The sequence below is a fragment of the Corynebacterium sp. HMSC063G05 genome, from assembly GCF_001810555.1.
GTDB lineage: Bacteria > Actinomycetota > Actinomycetes > Mycobacteriales > Mycobacteriaceae > Corynebacterium > Corynebacterium jeikeium_D.
Map to the genome: position 1 here is coordinate 20,377 of NZ_KV801860.1, position 23,118 is coordinate 43,494.

The window sequence follows — 23,118 nt, forward strand, 5'->3', positions numbered from 1 at the left end:
TCAATTAAGCGTACAAACCATTGTGCGCCAGCGAAACCAGAATTTTGTGATGAATATGCGCCGCACGACCATTGATCGCATCCCCATTGGCAGGCGCGCCACCGCCGAGGAACAGCGCCAGCTCATGCGGTTCGGCGGAGGTCACACCAATTCTCCCCTCCGCCGGACGCTTAAGCCCATCAGCCACCTCAAAGACCAGGGTTTTCGCTCCTTCCGGGAGAGTTTGGGCAATGATTGCCTCCGGAGTTTCGCTTGCCGACGACCCCAGCGCCCGCTCCTCCCCTGCATTATCGGTCACCTCTCCGTTGCCGCTTTCTTCCTCGACAACCCCCGCGCCGGGTCCATAGACCACAGCCACACGGGAGCCATAGACCGCAATCACCGGACGCAGCTCATTCGTGCTGACAATCACTGTAGAACCGGCCAACGGCTTGCAGACGGCCGCGACAATCTTGGCCGTTGCATGTGGCAGCTGCACTGGAGTGGGATCGATGTCTCGTCGATAAGCAGGACGAAGCGTTTCGGCGACATCGCCCAGCTCATCGCGCTCCCACATCGGCAGAGCGTCGATGCGTGCCTGCTGATCGCGGTTCTTGCGCTCCAGCAGAAGACGGGCGATCATGCCACCACCGAGCCCCACTGCGATGGCAACTGCGATGACCAGCACCAGACGGTTCGGCGCGATGAGCGCAACCACTGCGGCAATCACCACACCGACTGCGCCAATTGGCATTGCTCGCGGCGGCAAAACGAAACCAAAGAAGCTGGCTACGGCAAGAATCCAAGCACTCAACAGTGCGAATCCGACATAGAAGACCACCGGCAGGGCCAGGACGAAGCCGAGTCCGAGCACACTGACAGCAATGATGAGGCTAACTAAGAACCACTGCTTCATTTTCTGTGTGCTTTCAAGGCCAGCTAGGGGCATAGTTCATCCTTCCGCGAAGATTCCTCTAAGGGATACTAATATTAAGAATCATGATTACATCTGGTGCTGTCGCTACGGGAATCGCCAACATCGCAATGGACGGTACAGTTCTCGATACTTGGTTTCCCGCACCTCAGTTAAGCGATGAGGTCGTAGAGTCGAGCACTCACCGGCTCGGCGCCGCTGATTTGACCCCGCAGCTGCTTCGTCAGGTGATTTTGGACGAGGATCGCCGCGTGGAGCAGGTGGCAGTGCGCACGTCTATTGAGGATTTGTCCAAGCCGGCTGTCGACCCGCACGATGCCTACCTGCGCCTGCATCTGCTCTCCCACCGCTTGGTCAAGCCGCACCAGCTCAACACCAAGGGGCTCTACGAGCTGCTCCATGTCGTGGCGTGGACCAACAAGGGGCCATGCCTGCCGGACAACTTCGAGCAACTGCGTACCCACTTGCGCGTCCGCGGCCTGATTCACGTCTACGCCATCGACCGCATGCCGCGCATGGTCGACTATGTGCTGCCCGCAGGTGTCCGCATTGCAGAGGCCGAGCGCGTGCGGTTGGGCGCTTATCTGGCACCGGGTACGTCAGTACTGCGCGAGGGATTTGTCTCGCTGAACTCGGGCACTCTGGGCCCATGCAAGATTGAGGGACGTCTATCCTCCGGTGTTGTCATTGGTGCGCACACGAAGGTGGGGCTGTCGGCCTCCATCATTGCCGCTCACGACGATTCCGGTCAGCGTAAGCCGCTCACGGTTGGCGAGCGCTGCCACATCGATATCGCGGCCGGCACCGTCGGCGTCAGCCTCGGTAATGACTGCATTATTGACCGAAGCATCCTCATTGCCCCCGATACGCCCATCGATGTCCCCGCGGAGAACCGCCGTATTCAGGCATGGGAAATCTCCGGCCGCAACAATATGCACTTCTACCATCACCCGGACCACTCGGCAGTGTGCGTCCGCCGCACGGAACGCCCGGGCAATGACGAAGGTGCCGCTACTTTCACTCAGCTTGCCGACGTGCCGGATGAGCTGGCCGGATAACCTACTTTAGGTGTCTTGAAGGCACATTAATGGGCCCCGAAACGGTGAATGGGGGTAAACCCGTAATACGGTTATTGCCCCTGTTATCAGCGAGGTAATGTTTGCGACATGACCGAATCGCAAATTACCTCCACCTCCGGCGAGACATCTCAGCTGGGCAAGGGGCTGCAGGTTCGACACCTGACCATGATGGGTCTTGGCTCCGCAATCGGTGCCGGTCTTTTCCTTGGTACGGGCGTCGGCATTAAGGCAGCTGGCCCGGGTGTTCTCATTTCCTATGTCATCGCTGGCTTCATTGTCGTCCTCGTCATGCAGATGCTCGGCGAGATGGCCGCTGCCCGCCCGACACCGGGTAGCTTCTCCACCTATGCTGAGATGGCCTTTGGTTCTTCGGCTGGCTTTGTCCTCGGTTGGCTCTACTGGTTCATGCTCATCATGGTGCTCGGTGCTGAAATCACCGGCGCCGGTGCCATCATGGGTGCGTGGTTCGGTATTCCGGGCTGGATTCCAGGCCTGATCTGTGTTGTCTTCTTCGCTGTAGTGAATTTGGCGAATGTGCGCGGTTTCGGCGAGTTTGAGTTCTGGTTCGCGTTCATCAAGGTCGCGGTGATTATCGCGTTCTTGGTCATTGGCGTTCTTCTTTTCTTCGGTCTGCTGCCAGGCACCAGCTTCGTCGGTACGACGCATATTGCCGAATCCGGATTCCTCCCGAATGGCGTTTCCGGCATTGCCGCTGGTCTGTTGGCTGTGGCCTTCGCCTTCGGCGGTATCGAGATTGTCACGATTGCCGCTGCTGAGGCCGAGGATCCGCAGCGCTCCATCGCTGCTGCTGTCCGCTCGGTAATCTTCCGCATCTCTGTGTTCTACCTGGGCTGCGTGACCGTCATCATCCTGCTGTTGCCGTACTCCCAGATCGACGGCGCTGACTCCGCAGCTGAGTCGCCGTTCACCCAGGTTCTAAAGCAGGCGAACATTCCAGGTGCGGTTGGCTTCATGGAGGCCATTATCGTTCTGGCGCTGCTGTCCGCATTCAACGCTCAGATTTACGCCACCTCTCGCCTGGTCTACTCGATGTCCACCCGCGGTGAGGCACCGCGCTTCTTCGCCCACACCAATGAGCACGCAGTTCCGAACCGTGCGGTCATCATGTCGATGGTCTTCGCCTTCGTCTCTGTTGGCCTGCAGGTTGTCTTCGACGGCTCGAGTGTCCTGGTCTTCCTGCTGAACGCTGTCGGCGGCTGCTTGCTGGTGATCTGGCTGGTTATCGCCCTGTCCGAGATTAAGCTGCGCCCGCAGATGGAGGCCAACAACGAGCTTTCCGTTCGCATGTGGGCCTACCCGGCACTGTCCTGGGTAGCGGTCATCCTGATCCTGGGCCTCGCTGTTGGCATGCTCACCGATCCTGGTGCTCGCCAGCAGGTTATCGCCGTTGTGTGTGTCACTGCGTTCCTCGCGGTACTCGCTGCACTGACTAAGAAGAGCCGCACCGCGGCCCGCGAGGCTCTCGAGTCCAGCGAAAGCAACTAGCCCATGACAATTAATTGCAGGGTCTAACCACCCTGCTACCCCTATCCGAACACTTCCTTGCTACACATTTGCGGAACACTTTTCATAGATAGGGATATGCCGGTAGCCTGTTTTCCATGAAATTTGGAGCACAAGCTACCGGCATTGCCACTTTTAACAACGATACTGTTCTCGACGTCTGGTTCCCCGCCCCCAAGCTCATCGAAGAGGGCGTGGCAACCTCCACCACGACCGGAACCATCGACGCCGACGCACTGCCTGAAGATTTCACCTACCTCACAGATCTGGCCGTAGCCGATGCGGACCGCGGCACCACCCGCCATCTGGTCACAGCTACCATCGCTTCACTCGATGACGCACCAGTTGACACCATCGATGCCTACCTGCGCCTCCATTTGCTGTCCCACCGCCTGGCCACCCCCAACAGCATCAACCTGGACGGCATCTTCGGCAAGCTCAACAATGTGGTGTGGACGAATTTTGGCCCCTGTGCTGTCGAAGGCTTCGAGGTAACCCGAGCCAAGCTGTCGCGCCGCGGGCCTGTCACCGTCTACTCCATCGATAAATTCCCCCGCATGGTCGACTACGTCACTCCCACCGGAGTCCGCATCGGTGACGCTGACCGCGTACGCCTAGGCGCCCACCTCGCAGAGGGCACCACAGTCATGCACGAGGGCTTCGTCAACTTCAACGCAGGCACGCTTGGACACTCCATGGTGGAAGGCCGTATCTCTCAGGGGGTCGTCGTCGACGACGGCTCCGATATCGGCGGTGGTGCGTCCATCATGGGCACACTATCCGGTGGAGGTAAGGAAGTTGTGTCCGTCGGCAAGCGATGCCTACTCGGTGCGAACGCTGGACTCGGCATCTCGCTCGGCGATGACTGCGTACTCGAAGCCGGGCTCTACATCACTGCCGGCACCAAGTGCCACGTTGCCCTAGACGGTGTGAAGAAGACGCTCAAGGCCCGCGAGCTCTCGGGCGGATCGAATATGCTCTTCCGCCGCAACTCGCTCTCTGGTGCAGTCGAGGTTGTGCCGTGGGCTGCCGAAAAGGTGAAGCTCAGCGCGGAGCTGCACGCTAACTAAGGGGTCGTCGGCACGTCTGCCGGGGCCGCGATAGTCCGCGCGCTCCGGTAGGCACGTCGCTCACCAGTGACGGGGTCGACAAAGGCCAGCGCGGTCGCCGTCAATCGCAACTGCGGCGTGTACTTTGGCACTCCACTCGCGCTTGCCGACGGCCCCTGCGCCCCCGCTTCCCGGCCATAGGTATCCTCACCGAGGATGGGATAGCCTAGCCAGTCCATCGTCGCCCGCAGCTGATGCGTGCGGCCCGTATGGGGCTGTAGCCGCCAGTGCCCCACCTGCATGCGGCTGCCGCAATGCCCACAACCACAGCCGACTGCGTGCAGCGGAATGCTGGTGCTGGTCGCACCACCGCCATGGCTGTTCGCCAGCACATCGCCGATGTCCGCGGCTACTCGGCCGAGGAAGGTCACGGTTGTGCGTGCGAGCTTGAACTTGGGATTCTTCGCGGCAGCGCGAGCGAAATCGTCGGTCTCCACGACTTTTACTCCGCGCCCCGCCGGGTTGGGATCGAGCAGAAGCGTGACATCCCTGGTTTCCCCCACATGCCAATCATCGGGCATCACGGTGAGGCATTCGTATTCTTTGGTGATTTCCTGGTTTTGGAAAAGCTGCTGGTAGCGCGCACGGGTAGCCGGATTCCGGGAAAGCAACAGCAGCCCACTGGTCAGAAGATCCAGGCGGTGAACGGCCACTATCTCCGGTTCCCCGAGACTACGTCGCAGTCGCTCCTGCACGGTATTGGCCACGATGCGGCCATTGGGAGTCGCCGGCAGAAAAGGTGGCTTGTCTACGACCAGAAACTCATCGGTGTCGGCCACGATTGCCGGCTCAAAGGGGATGTACTCCTCGCGCTCGTGAGCGGCGGCATCGACTTGCGCTGCCTGACGGTTCTTCTCAAGGCCCCACCACGCATCTCGATTGCCTGCGGCACGTCCCACGGCACACTCCCTTTTTCATGATTTGGTCTATGCCGATGTCGGCACCGTTTGCAGCATTCGGCCTACGCGGGCCAGCACATCTGGCCGGGGCTAGCCGCGAATACGCGCCGCCGCCACTTCGATGTCGTTGAGCGTTGCTGTGAGCCCCACCCGCACGTGCTGCGCACCCTTGGGGCCGTAGAAGCTACCCGGCGCGACCAAAATGCCGCGTTCGGCCAGCCAATCAACGGTCTGCCAGCAGTCTTCCCCGCGCGTAGCCCACAGATAGAGCCCGCCCTCGGAGTCATCGATACGAAAACCTGCGGCTACCAGTGCATCATGCAGAATCTCACGGCGGTCACAGTATCGCTGCTTTTGTTCGGCCTCGTGGGAGTCGTCGTTAAGCGCGGCGATCGTGGCGTGCTGGATGGGTCCCGGCATCATCAGCCCCATGTGACGGCGCACGGAAACCAGCTCGGCGATGAGGTCCGCGTCGCCAGCGAACCAGCCGGTGCGGTACGACGCCATGTTCGACGTCTTGGACAGCGAGTGAATAGCCAGCAGGTTGGTGAAATCACCGTCGCACACTCGCGGGTCGAGAATACTGACTGGCTGTTCAGTCCAACCGAGCCCCAGGTAGCACTCGTCAGAGGCGACAACGACGTCCCGAGCACGCGCCCACTCAACCACCTTGCGCAGGTGTTCAACACCGAGGACCTTGCCGTTGGGGTTGCCCGGGGAATTGATGAACATCAGCGTCGGCGAGGCGGGGCCGATTTGCGTCAGCGAGTCCGCACGCAGCAGCTCAGCGCCTGCGATGCGAACGCCGACCTCGTAGGTGGGATATGCCAGCTCGGGGATGACGACGGTGTGCCCCGCGCCTACGCCGAGGAGGAAGGGAAGCCAGCCAATCGCTTCCTTGGTGCCGATGACCGGAAGCACATTGCCGCCATTGACCGCTGACTCCAGTCCCGTCACGCCGTAGCGCCGCGCCATCGCTGCAACAATCGCAGCACGTAGCTCAGGCGTGCCGACGGTCTGAGGGTAACCCGGTGCGGCAGCACCTTCGGTAAGGCCCTTCCGAATTATCGGAGCGACTTCATCGACCGGTGTGCCGACCGAGAGATTGACCATGCCCTCTTCATGCGCAGCCGCAGTGGCTTTCGCCTGCGTGAGAGAATCCCACGGAAACTGAGGCAAAAGAGAACCGGGAGTTACGCGCTTACGGGCAGCTGACATGGGCGGTGATGAAGTCCTTCCCGGGAAAAGAAATAGGTTTAATCATCTGTGGTTTTATTCTTCTGCCTGCGGCGGCAGAGCTGCCACGAATGGCACATCGAAGTCCTGGGGGCCGAGCTTGGCGGCACCACCCGGGGAACCCAACTCATCGAACCAGTCGACATTCGCATCGATGAATTCAACCCACTCATCCGGAACATCGTCCTCGTAGAAGATGGCCTCGACTGGGCAGACCGGTTCACAAGCGCCACAGTCCACGCACTCATCAGGATGAATGTAGAGCATGCGCTTGCCCTCGTAAATGCAGTCAACCGGGCACTCTTCAACACAGGCACGGTCGAGGACGTCAACACATGGCTGGGCAATGATGTAAGTCATGGTTTTAGGTTTAAGAACCTTTCTCACAAGATATGGGATGAGGCTTTCGCTATCTGTCGATTATGCCGTTCCGACGAGAAACAGAGCAAAATAGACAGAGCGGTATATTCAGATTGGAGTCTACACCCAACGTGGGTGTTGTTTTCAACTGGCTCCAGAAAGAGCCACATTGATGCGGGCCTGCCCTGTATCAATTCCTCACCGTCTCCTGCAGTATCCGCTGCGGTTTTCGCTAGAGTGCCCGCAGATGGCGCAGTGGCCAGGCACCGCCCAGCACACCGCAAACAAGCAGCAGCACTGTTCGCAACCACTGCCCCATTGCCAAGTCCCCACCGAAGGGCAGCACTGCCCACAGCAGAATGCCTGCAAAGCCCAGCACCCAGATGACAGTCGGAATTGCAGCTTTGGAGCGATCGCGTGTCCACAGCAACGCTGTGTTGGTGATAATCAGATTGGCAATATAGGCCAGCGGAATGGTCCACGGCAACGGAATAGCAACCGAGCCGATGGTAATCCACACTCCGAGGAAAACTACTTCAATCACCAACGCTGCCAACGCAGCCAGCGACAGCCAGACTAGCGCTACTGTGACCTCCCCCTGATGGAAGTTCTCGCGTGGCTGCGAACGTTCCGGGTCACCCCAATAGCGCTCATCCCCGAATGTGCGCTTTTCAATACTCAAGCGCTCGTTCTTCAACTTTCCGCCAGCAGCGTTAATCAAGTCTTCGCTTTCGTGAGGCTGAGGGTTACTCATCGTCCGCACTCCCCTCCGCTTCCAGATCCACGCTCGGTACAGAGTCGACGCTCGCTACCGGCTCTGGCGGTAATTGGATATTCACCAGCTCCCCCAGCTCTTCCAGGGACGCAGCGGTCGCCGTACCAAAACGGTATGCCTCAGTCGGTGTCACCGGCTGACACAGCAAATTGGAAAACGCCCAGACGGCTCGCGCACGACCAGAGCCATCGGTCTGCCCATAGACAGCATCCGGATTAACCTCGCTGACGGAACCATCGGCGAACCACACCTGCGTCGCATGCGCGCGCATGGCCTCAACCTTGGCAGCCACAGCGGCGTCATCCAGCTGAACCTCGAAATGGCCAGTCACGGTGGCGAAGTCGTCGACATCGCACGACTGCCAGCTCTCCGGTACCACGGTAATGGCATCCAGCCCCGCCGCCATTGCCTCACGATCGGTGACCGCCCACAGCGTCGGAAAGCGATTTCCGCACGCCGCGACAGTGATATCGTGCGCACGAATGTGGTCCGGATGCCCATAGCCACCATCGGCGTCGTAGGTAATGACCAGGTCTGGCTGCAGCTCATCGAGGATGGTGCGAAGCTGGGCGACCGCCTCATCACCTGAGTTCACGAAGGCACGCGGATGCTCATTGCCCTTGTCACCGGCCATCCCGGAGTCACGCCAACGTCCAGCGCCGCCGAGGAACCGCGGCGCGTTATCAGGACCGTTGGCGCCTAACGCACGCAGCGCCGAGCGCAACTCGGCGACGCGGAAACCGCCCAACTGGTCGGCTTCATCAGCAACTAGCCCCTGGTACGGCGCACCGATGACCTCTCCCAGCTCGCCCATCGTGCAGGTCACTACGCTTACCGACGCTCCGGAACGCGCGGCAGCCGCAATCAAACCACCTGTCCAAATGGACTCGTCATCTGGATGTGCGTGAACAAAAAGCAACTTCACGGACTTTCTTACTTCCCCTTGTTCTCCTGGTCGATGTTATCGCGGCCATCTTGGTTCTGACCCGAACCGTCCTGCTCTGTATCTTCGCGCGGATTATCTCTCGTCTGAGAATTCTCAGACGATTCTCGAGCCCCACTCTGTGTCGAGACACGGCGAACCTCGCCCAGAACACCGAGGCGGCCCAACACTGGGTCATCGGTCCACTGCGAAGAGCCCCTCCTCCCGGTAATTGTAATTTCCGGGCTGACCACCGTCAGCAAGCCGTCTTTCACCAAGGTCAGCTCGATACTGTGGCCAGCAATGATATCGGCGAGTTCAGCGGGCAACGCAGAACTGTCGGGAGCGAGCAGCTCATCAATCTGTGGGTCACAAAGACCGGAGAGATTCTCGCTCCGAGCAGCCGATTTCGGAGCAACTGGTACTCCATTTAGGTCAGCCGGCTCCGCTGAGGTAGAAGATTTGGACTGTTCAGATGGTGTTGTCCCGTCCAACGAGCCCTGCTCTTCAGCACTCTTTTCCCGATCTCCACTTGGCGCAGGCCTTGTCGAACTATCGACGAGCTCAGAATCAGACTCGGACTCAGACTCAGCAGCCGACTCTGCGCCCGCTTCGTCCAGGTCCTTCGGCGGCAGCGAACTGACCGAGCCTTCCGTACACACATAGCGTTCCCGGGCCGCCTGGACAGAATTGGGCTGCTCTGCCCATGCCACCACGGCATCGACAGTTCCGTAGGGCAACGAAGACCGCAGCATGTCCGCCGGAGAATACGAAACAACGGTGGCGGGGATACCAGCTGCAGTCAACTGGTCAGCGACCGCAAAAGCCGCAGCGCGTGCCGCTATACCGTCGCTGATGATGCCAATTCGTAGCGGATTGTCCTCAGTAAAACCAGCCTGTGGTGTCTCGAATCGCTCCTGGTCACCACCGTCACCAGAACCACCCGCAATTCGGCGCCCGGTGGCCACCTCTGAGACCTCTGCAACGTTGATGGTGCTCAGAATGGCCCGGCGGACGGATTCGTCGGCAAGCCTGCTCGACGCGAGATTGGTACTGAAAACCAGTTCCCGGTTCGGCTCATGGAAGAACTCAGCAACACCGGGGACCAGACCGTACGTCAGCTCAGAGGTCTCCGTCGGACGGACCTGCACGGCATGGATCTGCTTCGAACGCAGTTGCTCCGCACCATCGATGGCACTACGCATGGCACGCAGCGTAATAACCTCCGAGGCTGCTGGCTGCTCACCCCAGTAGCGGTCATTTCGAACCAGTCGAATGATGTTGCGGCCGACATCCATCGACTCGACGGTGTACTGCCCACCGGAGGCCGGGAAACGGCTGGCCAGCCCTTCGGAAAAACCATCAGTGTTCGACCGCATCAAATGCGCTGGCAAGAGATGTGCAAACAGGCGCTGCCAATGCGTAATCGGCTGAGTGAACGTCACGTCAATCTGACGGCCACCATCGGAGACATCAATGGATTTAATCAGCTCATAAGTCGCCGTATCCAGCGATCCTGGCGTGGACGTGACTTGGGAAAATAGGTAGCGGAAGTCCTCGCCACTGATTGGCGTGCCATCGCTCCACTGCGCCCCTTTTCGAATGCGGTAGCGGACATGCTCTGCCGCTACCGTCGGATCCGTGATGTCAACATCGGCCGCTTTTCCGTTTCCAGCTCCGTTTCTGGCGTCACCGTCTTTGCTGTCATCACTCTCGATGACCTGCACGGAATCCAGCAAGTCGGAGTTGAGCAGCCACTGGGGAGCTCCTGCCGAGCGAGCGTTGGCAGCGTTATCCACCACTCCGGGAGCTTGCGCGGAGGCACTAGCGTCACCAGCCTCGCCCTCTACCGGCGCAGGGGTGAAAACACTAGGCAGTGTCAGTCGCGCTACCAGGCTGGTCACCGGGGAGACGTCGGCAAGCAAATGCGGATTGAAGCCTTCGACAAACTCGTCGACACCGACCGTGACTTCACGCATCTTTTTAGCCTGGTCAGCGGTGTCTTCCTGCTGCACCGGCACTTCCTGCTGCCCGGGCACAGTCGGAGCGTCCGACGGGCGAGCCATGCACGAAGACGCCAAAGCCGCCGTCACGCAGAGTGTCGATGCTACGAAAAATCGACGAGAAGCTGCGTGACGACGGCTGCGAATAAACATATCCACGAGATTACTCGACACCTGACCGAGTCAGTTACCCCGAGACTGGTTTTCAGGTGGCCCAGTCCCCTAGCAACCCGAATTACTTCTTATTCATGGCCTTCGCGCGGGAACGAGCGCGAGCGCGATCGGTGGCGCTGAGGATCTGCTTGCGTACGCGAATGCCCTCCGGGGTGACCTCAACACATTCGTCAGCACCACAGAACTCCATAGCCTCATCGAGGGAAAGCTTGTGCGCCTTCTCCAGAGTCACGGTCGCATCAGCCGAGGCTGCGCGCATATTGGTCAGCTTCTTTTCCTTGGTGATGTTGATGTCCATGTCCTCATCACGCGGATTCTGGCCAACGACCATGCCCTCGTAAGCCTGGTCACCCGGCTCGACGAAGAAGGTGCCGCGGTCAGAAAGCTGAATCAGTGCGTAAGCGGTGATCTGGCCGGTACGGTCAGCCACCAACGATCCTGTCGGACGGTCCTTAATCTCACCAGCCCACTCGCCGTAGCCGGCCGAGTAGTGATTGGCGATACCGGTGCCCTTGGTCTCCGTCATGAAAGTAGTGCGGAAGCCAATCAGACCGCGGGACGGAATGAGGAACTCCATGCGCACCCAACCGGTGCCCTGGTTACCCATCTGCTCCATGCGCCCCTTACGAGCCGCCATCAGCTGAGTGACAGCACCCAGGTGCTCTTCAGGAACATCAATGGTCAGGTGCTCGTACGGCTCCTGAACCTTGCCGTCGACGGTCTTGGTAACAACCTGCGGCTTACCGACGGTCAGCTCAAAGCCCTCACGACGCATAGTTTCAACCAGAACGGACAGCGCCATTTCACCACGGCCCTGCACCTCCCAGGCATCCGGGCGCTCGGTCGGCAGCACGCGCAGCGAGACGTTACCAATCAACTCCTGGTCCAGGCGGGCCTTGACCATACGAGCGGTCAGCTTATCGCCACCACCCTGGCCTGCCAGTGGCGAGGTGTTCACGCCGATCGTCATAGAAATAGCCGGCTCATCGACCAGGATGCGCGGCAGCGGGTCCGGATGCTCGGCATCACAGAGAGAGTCACCGATCATGACCTCGTCGATACCGGAGATAGCGGCGATGTCACCAGCAATGGCCTCTTCAGCAGGTACGCGGGTCACGCCGACGGTACGCAGCAGCTCCGCGACCTTCGCATTCTTGACATGCTCATTGCCCTCGGAGTCGTAATGAATCCACGAAATCTGCTGTCCCTTGCGGATACGGCCCTTATGGATACGAATCAGACCAATTCGACCGAGGAAGGAGCTGGAGTCCAGGTTGGTAACCTGCGCCTGCAGCGGGGCATCAATCTCAGCGGACGGCTCCGGGAGCACCTCGGTGATGACGTCGAACAGCGGCTGCAGGTTCTCAGACTCCGGCAAGTTGCCGTTACCCGGGTTCTCGGTAGAAGCCTTACCGGCACGACCAGAGGCATAGAGAACCGGCAGCTCAAGGTTGCGCTCAGCGACCTCAGCAGCTTCCGGGTCTTCCAGGGTGGAGGCTAGCTCGAGCAGCAGATCCTGTGCTTCCTCGACAACCTCGTCGATACGTGCATCTGGGCGGTCAGTCTTATTGACCACGATAATCACCGGCATGCAGGCAGCAAGCGCCTTGCCCAGGACGAAGCGGGTCTGCGGCAGCGGACCTTCAGAGGAGTCGATCAGCAGCACGACACCGTCAACCATGGACAGTGCGCGCTCCACCTCGCCACCAAAGTCGGCGTGACCAGGGGTGTCAATGACGTTGATGATGAGGTCTTCGCCGTTCTTGCCCTCACCTTTTCGGCGAATAGCGGTGTTCTTCGCCAAGATGGTGATGCCCTTTTCCTTTTCAAGGTCACCAGAGTCCATCACTCGGTCTGCAACTTCTTCGTGGTCGCTGAAAACGCCGGACTGCTCCAGCATGGCGTTCACGAGAGTGGTCTTGCCATGGTCGACGTGTGCGACAATGGCGACATTACGGAACTCGGTATCGCTCACAGGCGGATAGCTCCTAACAAGCTAAGAGGACTAAAAGAAAAAGATACGGCCTTGCTCTAAAGGACTGTCTTTACGACTGCCTTTAACGCCCCGCATCAACGCGTAATAAAGCGTTCTACAGTGTACTCCTTCTTAATGCCCCTGCACATCTGGCAGAGATTCTCGCAACCCCGAGCACCTATCCGTCATGCAAAGTGGCACTGCCGCGCCACCCTTAGGGATAAATTACCCCCTTACTGCACCCCCGCTTTACCGACAGCCATAACGGCATATCCGCCAGCGCCACAACGCTTCACGACGGCAATCTCTCAGCCCACCGTGTGGTAGATGTGACTAAATGTCATAGCTGTAACCCCACGGGAAGAGACTTGACTTCACCCGCTTACACGCTGCGAAACACCATTAACCCCATGCGTACGCATTGCGCCTCAATTGTCACAATCATCTCGTTCTACATCACAAATCACTCTAATTAACTTGCGACACGCGAGAATCCGTGCGTTAATCTCCTGAGAAGATTCTGAACATTTCTTTTTCAAATCTTTCCAATTCCCGTTGGAGTCGTTCTAAGATGAGCAACGATTCCGAAATTTTGATTCCGACTCCAATAGCCCACGAATGAGAGGTTCTTCACCGTGGTTTCGACTGGACGCTCTTTCCTGCGCCGTGCCGCAGCGACCTTGGGTGCAGCTGCAATTCTCACTGCGGGCATGACTCCCGCCGCTTCTGCTTCCCCGTCGCTGGACTCCCTGAACATCGCTTCGCCGAATCTCTACGGCAACGCGCGCGACATCATTAACTCCCCAGGCGTTCCTGAGGAAATTTCCAGCGCACTGAACAAGGGAATTGACTTCCTGACTGGTGAGGGCGAGGGCGAGCCGGGCTTCAAGGTTCCGGAAGGTGCCCCGAAGACCAACCAGTTCCTGCTGCCTACTGTTGCCGACAAGTGCATCGGCGGCGAAGGTCGTTCCTTCGGCCTGGCCACTACCGTTCCGGGCCCGGCAGACCTGCCTCTGCCAGGTGTTCCAGAAAACCAGCTTGGCTTCATTTTCACTGGCCTGGGCACCAAGCAGCTGGCTAAGCAGCAGGACACAGAGATGAATGTCTACTGGGTCAACGTTGCTAACGGCAAGTACGGCAAGACCACCCTGGAGAACAACGGCATCAACGCCGAGGAGGGCCCGGGCGCTGTCAACGGCACCGCTGACACGGGCAAGGGCGTGGTCATCGCTGTCATGCAGGGCGGTATCACCACTCAGGAAGAGCCTGGTCCGACCAACTGCAGCTACACCCCGACCGCCGGTGTCTTCCCGGTCGGCCTGAACTAAGTTTTTCTAGTTCTCCCCTAGCCCTTTTTGCATCACGTATGCAGAAAGGGCTTTTCTATGCCCAAAAAGGCAACCCCTACACGTTAAGGTATTCGCATGTCCACTTCACCGGCCACTTCGGCTTCGACCGCGGCAGCTCCTGCACTCTCCCCAATTCGCTCGAGTCAGGACACACATCCTCCGAAAGTCGAGACCTTTGACCTACGTGAAATGGTCAACACCGACCCCAAGGGCTTTCAGCGCAATGTCGATGAGTTCCGAACTCTCACACCCAGCCGCCTTTATATGCGCCGTGGGATGGATCATCCAAAGTTTGGATATCTAGAGTCATTCCTGCTTGCCGACGAAGGGTTGCGCATCAGCATTTATCACTTCCGCCCGGGCGTGAAGGTGGAACACCAACGCTACGTCGATATTGTCAGCATCGACCGCACTGATCCGCAGTGCTGGCGTATGACCGATTTGTATCTCGACATCCTGCAGGCACCGACCGACCCTGAGGCCATAGCTCCCCTACCTGTCGATGCGACCACACAGATTCGCGTTGAAGATGTCGACGAGCTCGTCGCGGCCCACACTCAAGGGCTGATTAGCGATGAACTCACCGAATTCGCTATCGAGACCACGCTGACTGCACGCGCCGCAATCGCTGCACACGGTGACAACATTGATACGTGGATGCAGACTTTGAACCTCGATGCGACGTGGGCTGATGCTGTTGAGCTTTCGCCCGCAACCTAGAATGACCACCTCAACAAGGAGTACCGCCCGTGTTCGATAACTTAACCGGCCCCATTCCTCCCGCCGGCCCTGATAGCAATGCGATCATCAAAGCCGTCCGAGCAGCATTTACCTCCTACTTTGAAGAGTCCAAACCCGGCGAAGCCCAGCTGACCTTCCTTGGCTCTGCGCCACTGAAGATGCTGCGCTTCGGACCTGACACAGACCGGATTGTCACCTATGCAACACTCGGCTGCAGTGCCGAGGCGATGCAGGATCCGTCCGCAATGGTGGTGGACACCAACTCTGGCCCGCGCGCCGAGCTCATCTTGCCTATTCGTGGTGGACTGGACGAAGTCATCCGCCCGCTGGGTATTCTTGCCGCTTCCCCAAGCATCGAAGGCCTCATCCTCACCGAGGGGGCACTAATCGACTTCGGCCAGCCACTGTGGGATCAGTCGCGCTTCACCGGTTTTGTGCTGCTCAAGGCAGAAATCCCGCCGGTCGCGATAGAGGAAACCGAAGTCACAATCTTCCAGCCGGTCCCCGCCACGACCAACGAATTTGCCCTTGCTCGCGCTAAGGGCGTTGACGAACTGCGTCGCGTGTGGGAAACCCAAGGTGTCGACTTCACCGACCCGCACCGCACCAGCGCTGTATAAAAGTTAGCTTTTGTGGTGGTTGCCGGTTATCTGCTCGTCGGCAAGCGATAAGTTCAACCTAGCAGTGACGTTTCGCGCCGCGACAGCGTGGTTTAGAGTATGGAATTATGGCAGTCAATTCGGCTAAAGACGTTCCTTTCCATGCGGCGCAGTCCTTTAGGTGGTGGCGGCTCGCGGTATATGTTTACGTCCCAGCGCTAATCCTCACCGTGGTCAGTTCCCTATTGAAATGGGACGCGACTGTTACGGAAGCGGCAAAGGCCAACAACATCGAGGTTTCTGCTGCGCAGACCAGCTTGGCCGTGAGCTTCGCGTTCGCGATTATCGCGCAGACGGCAACGGCGATTGCGTGCTGGTGGCTTGCCGGCAAACTCCTTGAAGGATCGACTGCAGCGCGCACGGTGCTGTCCGTGGCGGCGGCAGTTTTTGTCATTAATGCATCAATGACGCTGGTCGGAACGATTTCCCAGGTACGCTCCGGAGACTCGTCGGTGCTCGGTTTGATTACAGCTGGCCTGCTGATCGTTGCCTCTATCATCGCCGCAACTGCAACCGCCCAGTCCTACCGCGGCGAGCGTAACCAGAAGTTCTTTGTGACGACGTAGGCAGCTCTTAGAGGTTTGGGGCGGGACGGGGATGCCTTCCAGGGCCTCCACCGTCCGCTTTAGGTCGGCGTACATTTTAGGTATGCGCACTAATACTGAGAGCGCCAGAAAGATTCTGAATGGTCTCGCGTCCACCCAGTCCCAGCGCGAGGAACTGTACAAGTATTTCCACCAGCACCCTGAGCTTTCCATGCAGGAGCACAGCACTGCGGACCGGATTATTCAGGAGCTCGAATCTTCGGGTATTTCCACACATCGCGTCGGAGGCACCGGCGTCGTTGCCATTATTGAGAACGGTGCCGGGCCGATTGTGGCTATGCGCGCAGACATTGATGCGCTACCGGTGAAGGAGACTTCCGGCAAAGATTACGCCTCCACGGCAACGCAGATTGATGAAAAGACCGGCACAGAGGTCCCCGTCGCCCACGCTTGTGGCCACGACTTCCACCTGATGTCTTTGCTCACAGCGCTGCAGGCTTTCAACGAAAACCTTGATCAGTGGTCTGGCACATTCATCGGTATCTTCCAACCCGCTGAAGAAACCGCCGAAGGTGCACGCGCAATGCTGGCGGCAGATCTGGAGAAGGCTATTCCGCGTCCCGATGTTTATCTCGGTCAACACGTACTAGCTAGCTTGCCCGGCGGCTATGTGGGCACTCGCCGCGGGCCAGTTCTCTCCTCTGCATTCTCGGTCAAAGTCACTGTGCACGGTAATGGCTCCCATGGATCCATGCCGGAGCTCACTGTCGATCCCGTTGTCTTGGCATCCACCATTGTGATGCGCCTTCAGACGATTGTCTCGCGTGAGGTAGCAGCCACCGAGACCGCAGTGGTGACCGTTGGCGCGATTCAGGCGGGAACTAAGTCCAACATCATCCCTGACTCCGCAGAGCTGCTCATCAACACTCGTGCCTACAACAGCGCCGTGACCGAACACCTCAAAGAGGCAATCGAGCGCATTGTACGAGCAGAGTGCGTTGCTGCCCGCAGCCCTCAAGACCCGCAGTTCACTTACTACGACCGCTATCCCCTCACGAACAATGACGGGGACGCCACGAATACTGTGCGCGAGGCATTCGACGCGTACTTCGGTGATGAAGTCTCCGACTTGGACGCAGTGCCCGCCTCTGAAGATTTCTCAATCATCCCCGATGCGCTTGGCGTGCCATATACGTACTGGGGGCTCGGCGGCTTCGCGGATGAGAGCAGCGCTGTTGGCAACCACAACCCAGCTTTTGCCCCTGACCTCCAACCCACTCTTGACCGGGGCGCAGAAGCAATCGTTGTAGCTGCCTGTGCTTGGTTGGCGAAATGAGGGTGTGATTAGCGAGGCTGATGCGTGCGGCTGCAGGCGAGCTGGTGGATGGTGTAGTGCCGGACTCGTGCGGGGCTGGAGTGCCGGACTCGTGCGGTGCTCGTGCGGGACGGCCGAAAAACCGGGGGTTAAGAGAAAAGTAGACCCCGGTGCACGCCGATTGGACACGCTTCTTGCTACTTAACGCAAAATTTACGGGCTGCAAATGTGAAACTGTGTGAGTTTATGACACTTTGAAGCCGTTTTTCGGGCCATTTCTGTCATAAACGCAGTCAGTAACTCGCATCGCCCCACCGCCGCCGACCATAAACGCAGTCACTAGCGCGCGTTGGGGTTAAGAGACAAATTCTGAGTGATGTGGCAGCATGAAAAAGCCCCCGCCATTTCAGCGAGGGCTTAGAGTTTGCGCTGGTGATTAGCGCTTCTGTGCGTCTGCGAGAATCTGGCGACCTGCGACCATGCGGCAAATCTGGTTGGTGCCCTCGTAGATCTGGGTGATCTTGGCGTCACGCATCATGCGCTCAACCGGGAAGTCACGGGTGAAGCCGTAACCGCCGAGCAGCTGCACGGCATCGGTGGTGACCTGCATAGCAACGTCAGAGGCGAAGGTCTTGGCGTTTGCGGCCATCAGACCCAGGCGAGCGCCGCCCTCAGCAGTGCCACGCTCAGCGTTAGCGGCTGCGGTGTAGACCATGAGACGAGCAGCGTCAATCTTCATACGCATGTCAGCCAGCATGAACTGGGTGTTCTGGAAAGCAGCGATCGGCTTGCCGAACTGCTGGCGCTCCTGCACGTAACCAACAGCGTAGTCGTATGCACCCTGCGCGATGCCCAGTGCCTGTGCACCAATAGTCGGGCGGGTGTGGTCCAGGGTCTCCAGGGCAGTCTTGAAACCGGTGCCCTCTTCGCCGATGATGCGGTCAGCCGGGATGCGGCAGTTTTCGAAGTACAGCTCCGCGGTCGGGGAACCCTTGATACCCAGCTTGTGCTCCAGGCCACCGACGCGGAAACCCTCGTCGTCCTTGTGGACCATGAATGCAGAGATGCCGTTGGCACCCTTCTCCGGGTCGGTGACAGCCATGACGGTGTACCAGGTGGAGCGGCCACCGTTAGTGATGAAGCACTTGGAGCCGTTGAGGACCCACTCATCGCCCTCACGGACCGCGCGGGTCTTCATGGAACCGGCATCCGAACCGGCCTCACGCTCAGTCAGTGCGTAGGAAGCCATTTCACCGTTGGCGATGTCCGGCAGGACCTTGCTCTTCAGCTCGTCGGAGCCCTTGAGGATCAAGCCCATGGTGCCCAGCTTGTTCACAGCCGGGATAAGAGAAGCCGAGCCACAGACACGAGCAACTTCCTCAATGACAATGCAGGCCGCAACCGAGTCCGCACCCTGGCCACCGAACTGCTCCGGCACGTGGACGGCGTTGAAGCCGGCCTCGTTGAGAGCCTTCAGGGCCTCCTCCGGGAAACGCTCGTTCTCATCGACGTCCGCTGCGTACGGAGCAATCTGCTTCTCCGCCAGATCACGGATAACGGCGCGGAGCTCCTGGTGCTCCTCTGGCAGCTGGAACAGGTCGAATCCTGGGGTCAAAGCCATGTGGGTGTTCCTCCCGATTTAATGATTCCGATGTCGTGTTCGATATCGCGCTCTACGCATTTCTACGCAGCACTATCACCGCACGACGTATTTATCTTCGTTCGATACTAGTGGCTAACGCTTCGCGCTACCCGCGAAATTCGTAAAATTCTCGCGTTGCCGCTCGGCGCCCACAGAATAAACTGCGCGAGGAATTCCCGCAGCAGCGATGTCGCCCAGTACCTCAACGGCGTATAGGCGCCGACGACACACCAGGGTTCCAGCCCCCGTTCGCGCATGAGCTTCGCTACCCGTGGCGCATGAAAATCACTGGTCACAACAACCGTTCCAGCGCTCAACGCACCGTCCATGCCGCGCATCAATTCGCACGCATAGTCAATGTTTTCCGACGTATTCGTCGATTGGTCCTCGGGGATCAACTCGATGTCGCCGCGCTTTACGACGTCCCCAGCGTTCGCCTCCAACCACTCCACCATGGCGTCCGCTTCGGAGCAGGTGGCATCTGTCACCGCTTCACTGCCGACCCCACCGGAGCAGATGATTCGCTCGGTACGCTCATCACACGCTGAGACTGCTCGCTGTAATCTTCTGGCCAGCAGGGCCGAGGGCCGATTGTTCTTCAATCCGCATCCCAGTACAACCACGGTGTGTGGCGGCAGAGTTGGTTTTTGGGCTGCACATCGAAGGCGAACGGCCTCGAAAACGATCGCTGCGGCTCCTGGTACTGCGAGGCCGGCGAGCAGGGGCGTCGTCAAGCGATGCGATGCGCGAGCGTAGTAGGCGCGGCAGCTGGCCAGTGTCCACGCGGCACCTACTGTGGGAAGAACCCACCGCGGAGGTCTGCGATTGGGCAGGCGTGGTGGGCGTAGCTCCGAATTAGCGGCGACGCGTAGTCCGCCGACGAGGAGCATGGAACCGAAGCCTGCACCGAGGCACGCGAGTGTTTTTCTCATCAGAGCTTCCACGTTAACTGTTCTGGGACGTTGATGGTCCAGTCGACGAGCTGTTGCGGATTGTGCTTCGCCATATGCTGGGATTCCTGCTCGGCCCACATGTCCCAGTGTTCCTCGAAGTGGTCGTCGCGAGCCATGGCACGGGCAAATCGAGTCTGTGTGTCCAGCTCTACCCAGACTCCCCAGGCGTTGCCGTCGCCGATGGCGCGGGCAGCGGCAAGGTTAGCTTCAGTGACAGCGCCGCAGCCTTCGACGATGAGCGAGGAGTCCGGTGGCGTGGGGACCCACTCGGCGAATTCACTGGCGTACCAGTCCCACCGGCGATACCCGCGCTCATCGGCCGGTAGAGCGGGGTTCAAAATGGTCTCCGCAACTGCGGCCGATGCTTTCTGCAGACCGGACCAGCCCGGATATACATCCTCCAAGTGGATAACTGGCCAACCGAGGATACTGTGCAACTTTGCCGAAAGGGTGGTTTTGCCACTGCCGGAACGGCCGTCGATAAGCAGAATCATCGTGATCGAAACACCTTTGCTACGCTACGCCCAGGAAGCGGAACTCCCCGGCCCACACGGAAATACTGATTGCTGCGACGGCGATGGCAAGGCAGGCGGCCATGGTGGCATAGTCACGCGTGGCCAATGTCGAGGTGTGCCACCACGTACGCTTAATCGGTGCGCCAAAGCCGCGGGCTTCCATGGCCGTAGCCAGTTTGGTTCCGCGGCGCAGCGCAAACACCAGCAGAGCGAACACCTGGGAAATAGTGCGGCGGATTGCGCCGTGGTCACCCAAACCGCGTGCTCGACGGGCTCGGGTCAGCGCCTGCCAATCGCTGATGAATAGGCCGACGAGCCGCAAACTCGCCACCGTTGCCAGCACAAACCGGCTGGGCAGCTTGAGAATCTGCGCCAGCCCATTGCCCAGATCGGTGGGGTCGATATTGGCTGTCAACACGACAACTGGAGTACCGATAGCCAGCACACGCAACATAATCGCGATGGCCAGGGAAATAGAATTATCCGTCACATGCGCAAGCAGGAAGGAGAAATACTCTTTGCCCTCCGGGTTGCCGTAGAGCGCCATCGAGATTCCAGAGATGGGCGCGGCGATAAGAAGTGGCAGGCTGCGTCCTAGAAAACGACGAAAACCCAAACCCGACAGCGGCACCAAGAAAAGCGTGCAGACAAGCGCGACCACTGCGGAGACCCAGTCGATGGAAATCAGCAGCGGTGTGGTGAGCAAGAACAGGCCCAGTACTCTCGCTACCGGGTTGACCGTCGCGAGGAAAGGCTGCTTACTCTGCTCGGCGCTCTGCGTACCTTCAGCCGTACCGGCGGAACCGACTTCAGTCACGATGTCCCTCCTGCTTCACCCTGGCCGCGCGAACCTTTACTGCTGCTCGGACCGGCCTGCTCCCCCGAACCACGCTGTCCCGGTGCCGCACGGCCTGACCGCTCCGGATGAAACGCATCCATGTCGACGACGTAGTCCCCCATCGCTTGGACCACCAACGGATCGTGGGTAATCGAAATAACAGTTCGGCCGTCGTCTGCAAGTTGGCGAAGCAAAGTGAGCAGCTCGGTGAATGTCCGGCGGTCTTGGCCGAACGTCGGTTCGTCGAGAAGCACAATATCCGGTGCTGTCGCCAGCATGGTCGCCACCGACAGACGTCGCTTCTCACCGCCCGAGAGTGAGAACGGATTCGCCTTGGTCAGGGCCGTTAGCCGCAGCCGCTCAAGTAATTCCTCGATGCGCTTATCAGCGTTGACACCGACAAGCTTCGGGCCAAGCTGCAACTCTTCCAGCACTGTGCCGGTGACGAATTGGTGCTCGGGGTCTTGGAAGACCGTGCCAATCCGAGTAGCCAACTTCTTCGACGGCCATTTCCACGGCGCACTACCGCTGCCTGCCACTTGGACCGTGCCCGCCATCGGCTCAAGCAGGCCGCCGAGCGTCAGCGCTAACGTGGACTTCCCGCTGCCATTGCGACCAACGATGCAGGTGGAAGCTTCAGATGGAATAGAAACTGACACATCGCGAGCAATCGGCTCAACAGCTTCGCCACCCCTGAACCACGACTTCTTCGCGCCATAGCCGATGTCCAGCTCGCGGGTTTCGATCGCGATGTCACCGCTAGGGTGCCCGTCCTGGTCGCAGGCAACTGAACGCGCGTCCGGCAGCGCGGGCGGAGCACCCGGAATCCACACCCCAGCATCCGTCAGAGCCTGCCCGTAGTCTTCCAAGACCCGATGCGGTGCACCATCGGCAATCACACCTCCGCGGCCCAGCACGATGATGCGGTCGACCACATCGACCCACGCATCCACTCGATGCTCGACCACAATCAGTGCCGCACCGGTCCTCTCCGCCGCGGTAATCGCAGCATCGCGTAGTACCGGCACACCGGCCGGGTCGATGTTGGCCGTCGGCTCGTCCAAACAAATGACCCGTGCGCCCATTGCCAGCACACCTGCCAATGCGAGGCGCTGCTTCTGCCCACCCGAAAGCCTGTGCGTGGGATGATCCAGCGGCAAATCCAGCCCCACCAAATCCAGGCTGGCGCGCACTCGGTTGCCAATCTCAGCCGGGGCAACGCCCAGGTTTTCCGCACCAAAGGCGACATCGTCGCCAACGCGAGCACTAATCGTCTGCGAGTCAGGGTCTTGCAGCACCAAGCCCACCGCGCCCCGTGCGGAAGCAGGAGTACGACCTTCAATCAGGAGCTTTCCGGTGGCTTCGCCATCGGAGTCGTCGCCAAGCACGCCAGCAATAGCGGCGAGCAGCGTCGACTTCCCCATCCCCGACGCGCCGAGCAACAGCACCTTTTCACCGCGCTCGATGTCCAGCGTGATGTCGTTCAGTACCGCAGCTTTGCGCCCCGCGTGCCGATATCCGAACCCCCGCGCGCTCACCGCAGGGACATTTCCGCTTGACGACGGCCCCCGCGTCAACGCCTCATCTGTCAT

Annotated in this window: 21 protein-coding genes; 8 read left to right on the top strand and 13 right to left on the bottom strand. The window is 59.4% G+C overall.

Annotation, left to right across the window (positions count from 1 at the left end; genetic code table 11):
• Nucleotides 1–4 precede the first annotated feature (4 nt).
• Entirely contained in the window at nt 5–895 is an 891-nt protein-coding gene (locus HMPREF2751_RS07915; protein ID WP_246823196.1) for a hypothetical protein, read from the bottom strand.
• 83 nt (nt 896–978) lie between these two features.
• Here HMPREF2751_RS07915 and HMPREF2751_RS07920 point away from each other — a divergent pair, with 83 nt between their 5' ends.
• From HMPREF2751_RS07920 to dapD, 3 genes are all read left to right on the top strand, one after another.
• On the top strand, nt 979–1,971 hold the full coding sequence (locus HMPREF2751_RS07920) for a 2,3,4,5-tetrahydropyridine-2,6-dicarboxylate N-succinyltransferase (protein ID WP_038628339.1): 993 nt from the start codon (nt 979–981) through the stop codon (nt 1,969–1,971).
• Between the two features lie 123 nt (nt 1,972–2,094).
• A complete protein-coding gene (locus HMPREF2751_RS07925) occupies nt 2,095–3,498 on the top strand; it encodes an amino acid permease (RefSeq protein ID WP_275451916.1) in 1,404 nt (467 codons plus the stop codon).
• A gap of 116 nt (nt 3,499–3,614) precedes the next feature.
• A complete protein-coding gene (gene dapD, locus HMPREF2751_RS07930) occupies nt 3,615–4,586 on the top strand; it encodes a 2,3,4,5-tetrahydropyridine-2,6-dicarboxylate N-succinyltransferase (protein ID WP_049190052.1) in 972 nt (323 codons plus the stop codon).
• On the opposite strand, the gene HMPREF2751_RS07935 is transcribed toward dapD, so the two are convergent.
• From HMPREF2751_RS07935 to typA, 7 genes are all read right to left on the bottom strand, one after another.
• Complete coding sequence (locus HMPREF2751_RS07935; protein ID WP_069358851.1) at nt 4,583–5,524, bottom strand: pseudouridine synthase; 942 nt, start codon at nt 5,522–5,524, stop codon at nt 4,583–4,585. The two genes, dapD and HMPREF2751_RS07935, sit on opposite strands and share 4 nt — an antisense overlap.
• 90 nt (nt 5,525–5,614) lie before the next feature.
• Nucleotides 5,615–6,742: a succinyldiaminopimelate transaminase gene (gene dapC, locus HMPREF2751_RS07940; RefSeq protein ID WP_069358852.1), complete on the bottom strand. Its 1,128-nt coding sequence runs from the start codon at nt 6,740–6,742 to the stop codon at nt 5,615–5,617.
• Between the two features lie 54 nt (nt 6,743–6,796).
• Nucleotides 6,797–7,120 (bottom strand): ferredoxin, encoded by a 324-nt coding sequence (gene fdxA, locus HMPREF2751_RS07945; protein WP_069358853.1) that lies wholly within the window; start codon nt 7,118–7,120, stop codon nt 6,797–6,799.
• A 232-nt stretch (nt 7,121–7,352) separates the two neighbouring features.
• Nucleotides 7,353–7,874 (bottom strand): hypothetical protein, encoded by a 522-nt coding sequence (locus HMPREF2751_RS07950; RefSeq protein ID WP_069358854.1) that lies wholly within the window; start codon nt 7,872–7,874, stop codon nt 7,353–7,355.
• On the bottom strand, nt 7,867–8,820 hold the full coding sequence (gene mshB / locus HMPREF2751_RS07955) for an N-acetyl-1-D-myo-inositol-2-amino-2-deoxy-alpha-D-glucopyranoside deacetylase (protein WP_069358855.1): 954 nt from the start codon (nt 8,818–8,820) through the stop codon (nt 7,867–7,869). Before mshB ends, HMPREF2751_RS07950 begins: the two co-directional genes overlap by 8 nt.
• 8 nt (nt 8,821–8,828) lie before the next feature.
• Nucleotides 8,829–10,973 (bottom strand): ABC transporter family substrate-binding protein, encoded by a 2,145-nt coding sequence (locus HMPREF2751_RS07960; RefSeq protein WP_070595829.1) that lies wholly within the window; start codon nt 10,971–10,973, stop codon nt 8,829–8,831.
• A gap of 82 nt (nt 10,974–11,055) precedes the next feature.
• Nucleotides 11,056–12,969, bottom strand: coding sequence for a translational GTPase TypA (gene typA / locus HMPREF2751_RS07965; protein WP_016422389.1), 1,914 nt, complete (start codon nt 12,967–12,969; stop codon nt 11,056–11,058).
• A gap of 635 nt (nt 12,970–13,604) precedes the next feature.
• On the opposite strand from typA, the gene HMPREF2751_RS07970 reads away from it, so the two are divergent.
• The 5 genes from HMPREF2751_RS07970 to HMPREF2751_RS07990 all read left to right on the top strand — a co-directional run bounded on the left by HMPREF2751_RS07970 (nt 13,605) and on the right by HMPREF2751_RS07990 (nt 17,599).
• The gene (locus HMPREF2751_RS07970; protein ID WP_016422388.1) at nt 13,605–14,297 is read left to right on the top strand and encodes an Rv1157c family protein; all 693 of its coding nucleotides are present in this window, start codon (nt 13,605–13,607) and stop codon (nt 14,295–14,297) included.
• Between the two features lie 96 nt (nt 14,298–14,393).
• Entirely contained in the window at nt 14,394–15,038 is a 645-nt protein-coding gene (locus HMPREF2751_RS07975) for a ribonuclease FAU-1 family protein (protein ID WP_070595817.1), read from the top strand.
• 29 nt (nt 15,039–15,067) lie between these two features.
• A complete protein-coding gene (locus tag HMPREF2751_RS07980; RefSeq protein ID WP_069358858.1) occupies nt 15,068–15,679 on the top strand; it encodes a suppressor of fused domain protein in 612 nt (203 codons plus the stop codon).
• 107 nt (nt 15,680–15,786) lie between these two features.
• Nucleotides 15,787–16,284, top strand: coding sequence for a hypothetical protein (locus HMPREF2751_RS07985; RefSeq protein ID WP_069358859.1), 498 nt, complete (start codon nt 15,787–15,789; stop codon nt 16,282–16,284).
• Between the two features lie 82 nt (nt 16,285–16,366).
• A complete protein-coding gene (locus HMPREF2751_RS07990; protein WP_070595818.1) occupies nt 16,367–17,599 on the top strand; it encodes an amidohydrolase in 1,233 nt (410 codons plus the stop codon).
• A 415-nt stretch (nt 17,600–18,014) separates the two neighbouring features.
• Here HMPREF2751_RS07990 and HMPREF2751_RS07995 read toward each other — a convergent pair whose 3' ends face one another.
• From HMPREF2751_RS07995 to HMPREF2751_RS08015, 5 genes are all read right to left on the bottom strand, one after another.
• Nucleotides 18,015–19,199 (bottom strand): acyl-CoA dehydrogenase family protein, encoded by a 1,185-nt coding sequence (locus HMPREF2751_RS07995; protein ID WP_016422383.1) that lies wholly within the window; start codon nt 19,197–19,199, stop codon nt 18,015–18,017.
• A 107-nt stretch (nt 19,200–19,306) separates the two neighbouring features.
• Nucleotides 19,307–20,152, bottom strand: a complete 846-nt coding sequence (locus tag HMPREF2751_RS08000; RefSeq protein WP_070595819.1) for a YdcF family protein — start codon at nt 20,150–20,152, stop codon at nt 19,307–19,309.
• Complete coding sequence (locus tag HMPREF2751_RS08005) at nt 20,152–20,667, bottom strand: nucleoside/nucleotide kinase family protein (RefSeq protein WP_070566832.1); 516 nt, start codon at nt 20,665–20,667, stop codon at nt 20,152–20,154. The genes HMPREF2751_RS08000 and HMPREF2751_RS08005 overlap by 1 nt, the downstream gene beginning before the upstream one ends.
• Nucleotides 20,668–20,686: 19 nt before the next feature.
• Nucleotides 20,687–21,505 (bottom strand): energy-coupling factor transporter transmembrane component T family protein, encoded by an 819-nt coding sequence (locus HMPREF2751_RS08010; RefSeq protein WP_070566834.1) that lies wholly within the window; start codon nt 21,503–21,505, stop codon nt 20,687–20,689.
• Nucleotides 21,502–23,118 (bottom strand): ABC transporter ATP-binding protein, encoded by a 1,617-nt coding sequence (locus HMPREF2751_RS08015; protein ID WP_070595820.1) that lies wholly within the window; start codon nt 23,116–23,118, stop codon nt 21,502–21,504. Before HMPREF2751_RS08015 ends, HMPREF2751_RS08010 begins: the two co-directional genes overlap by 4 nt.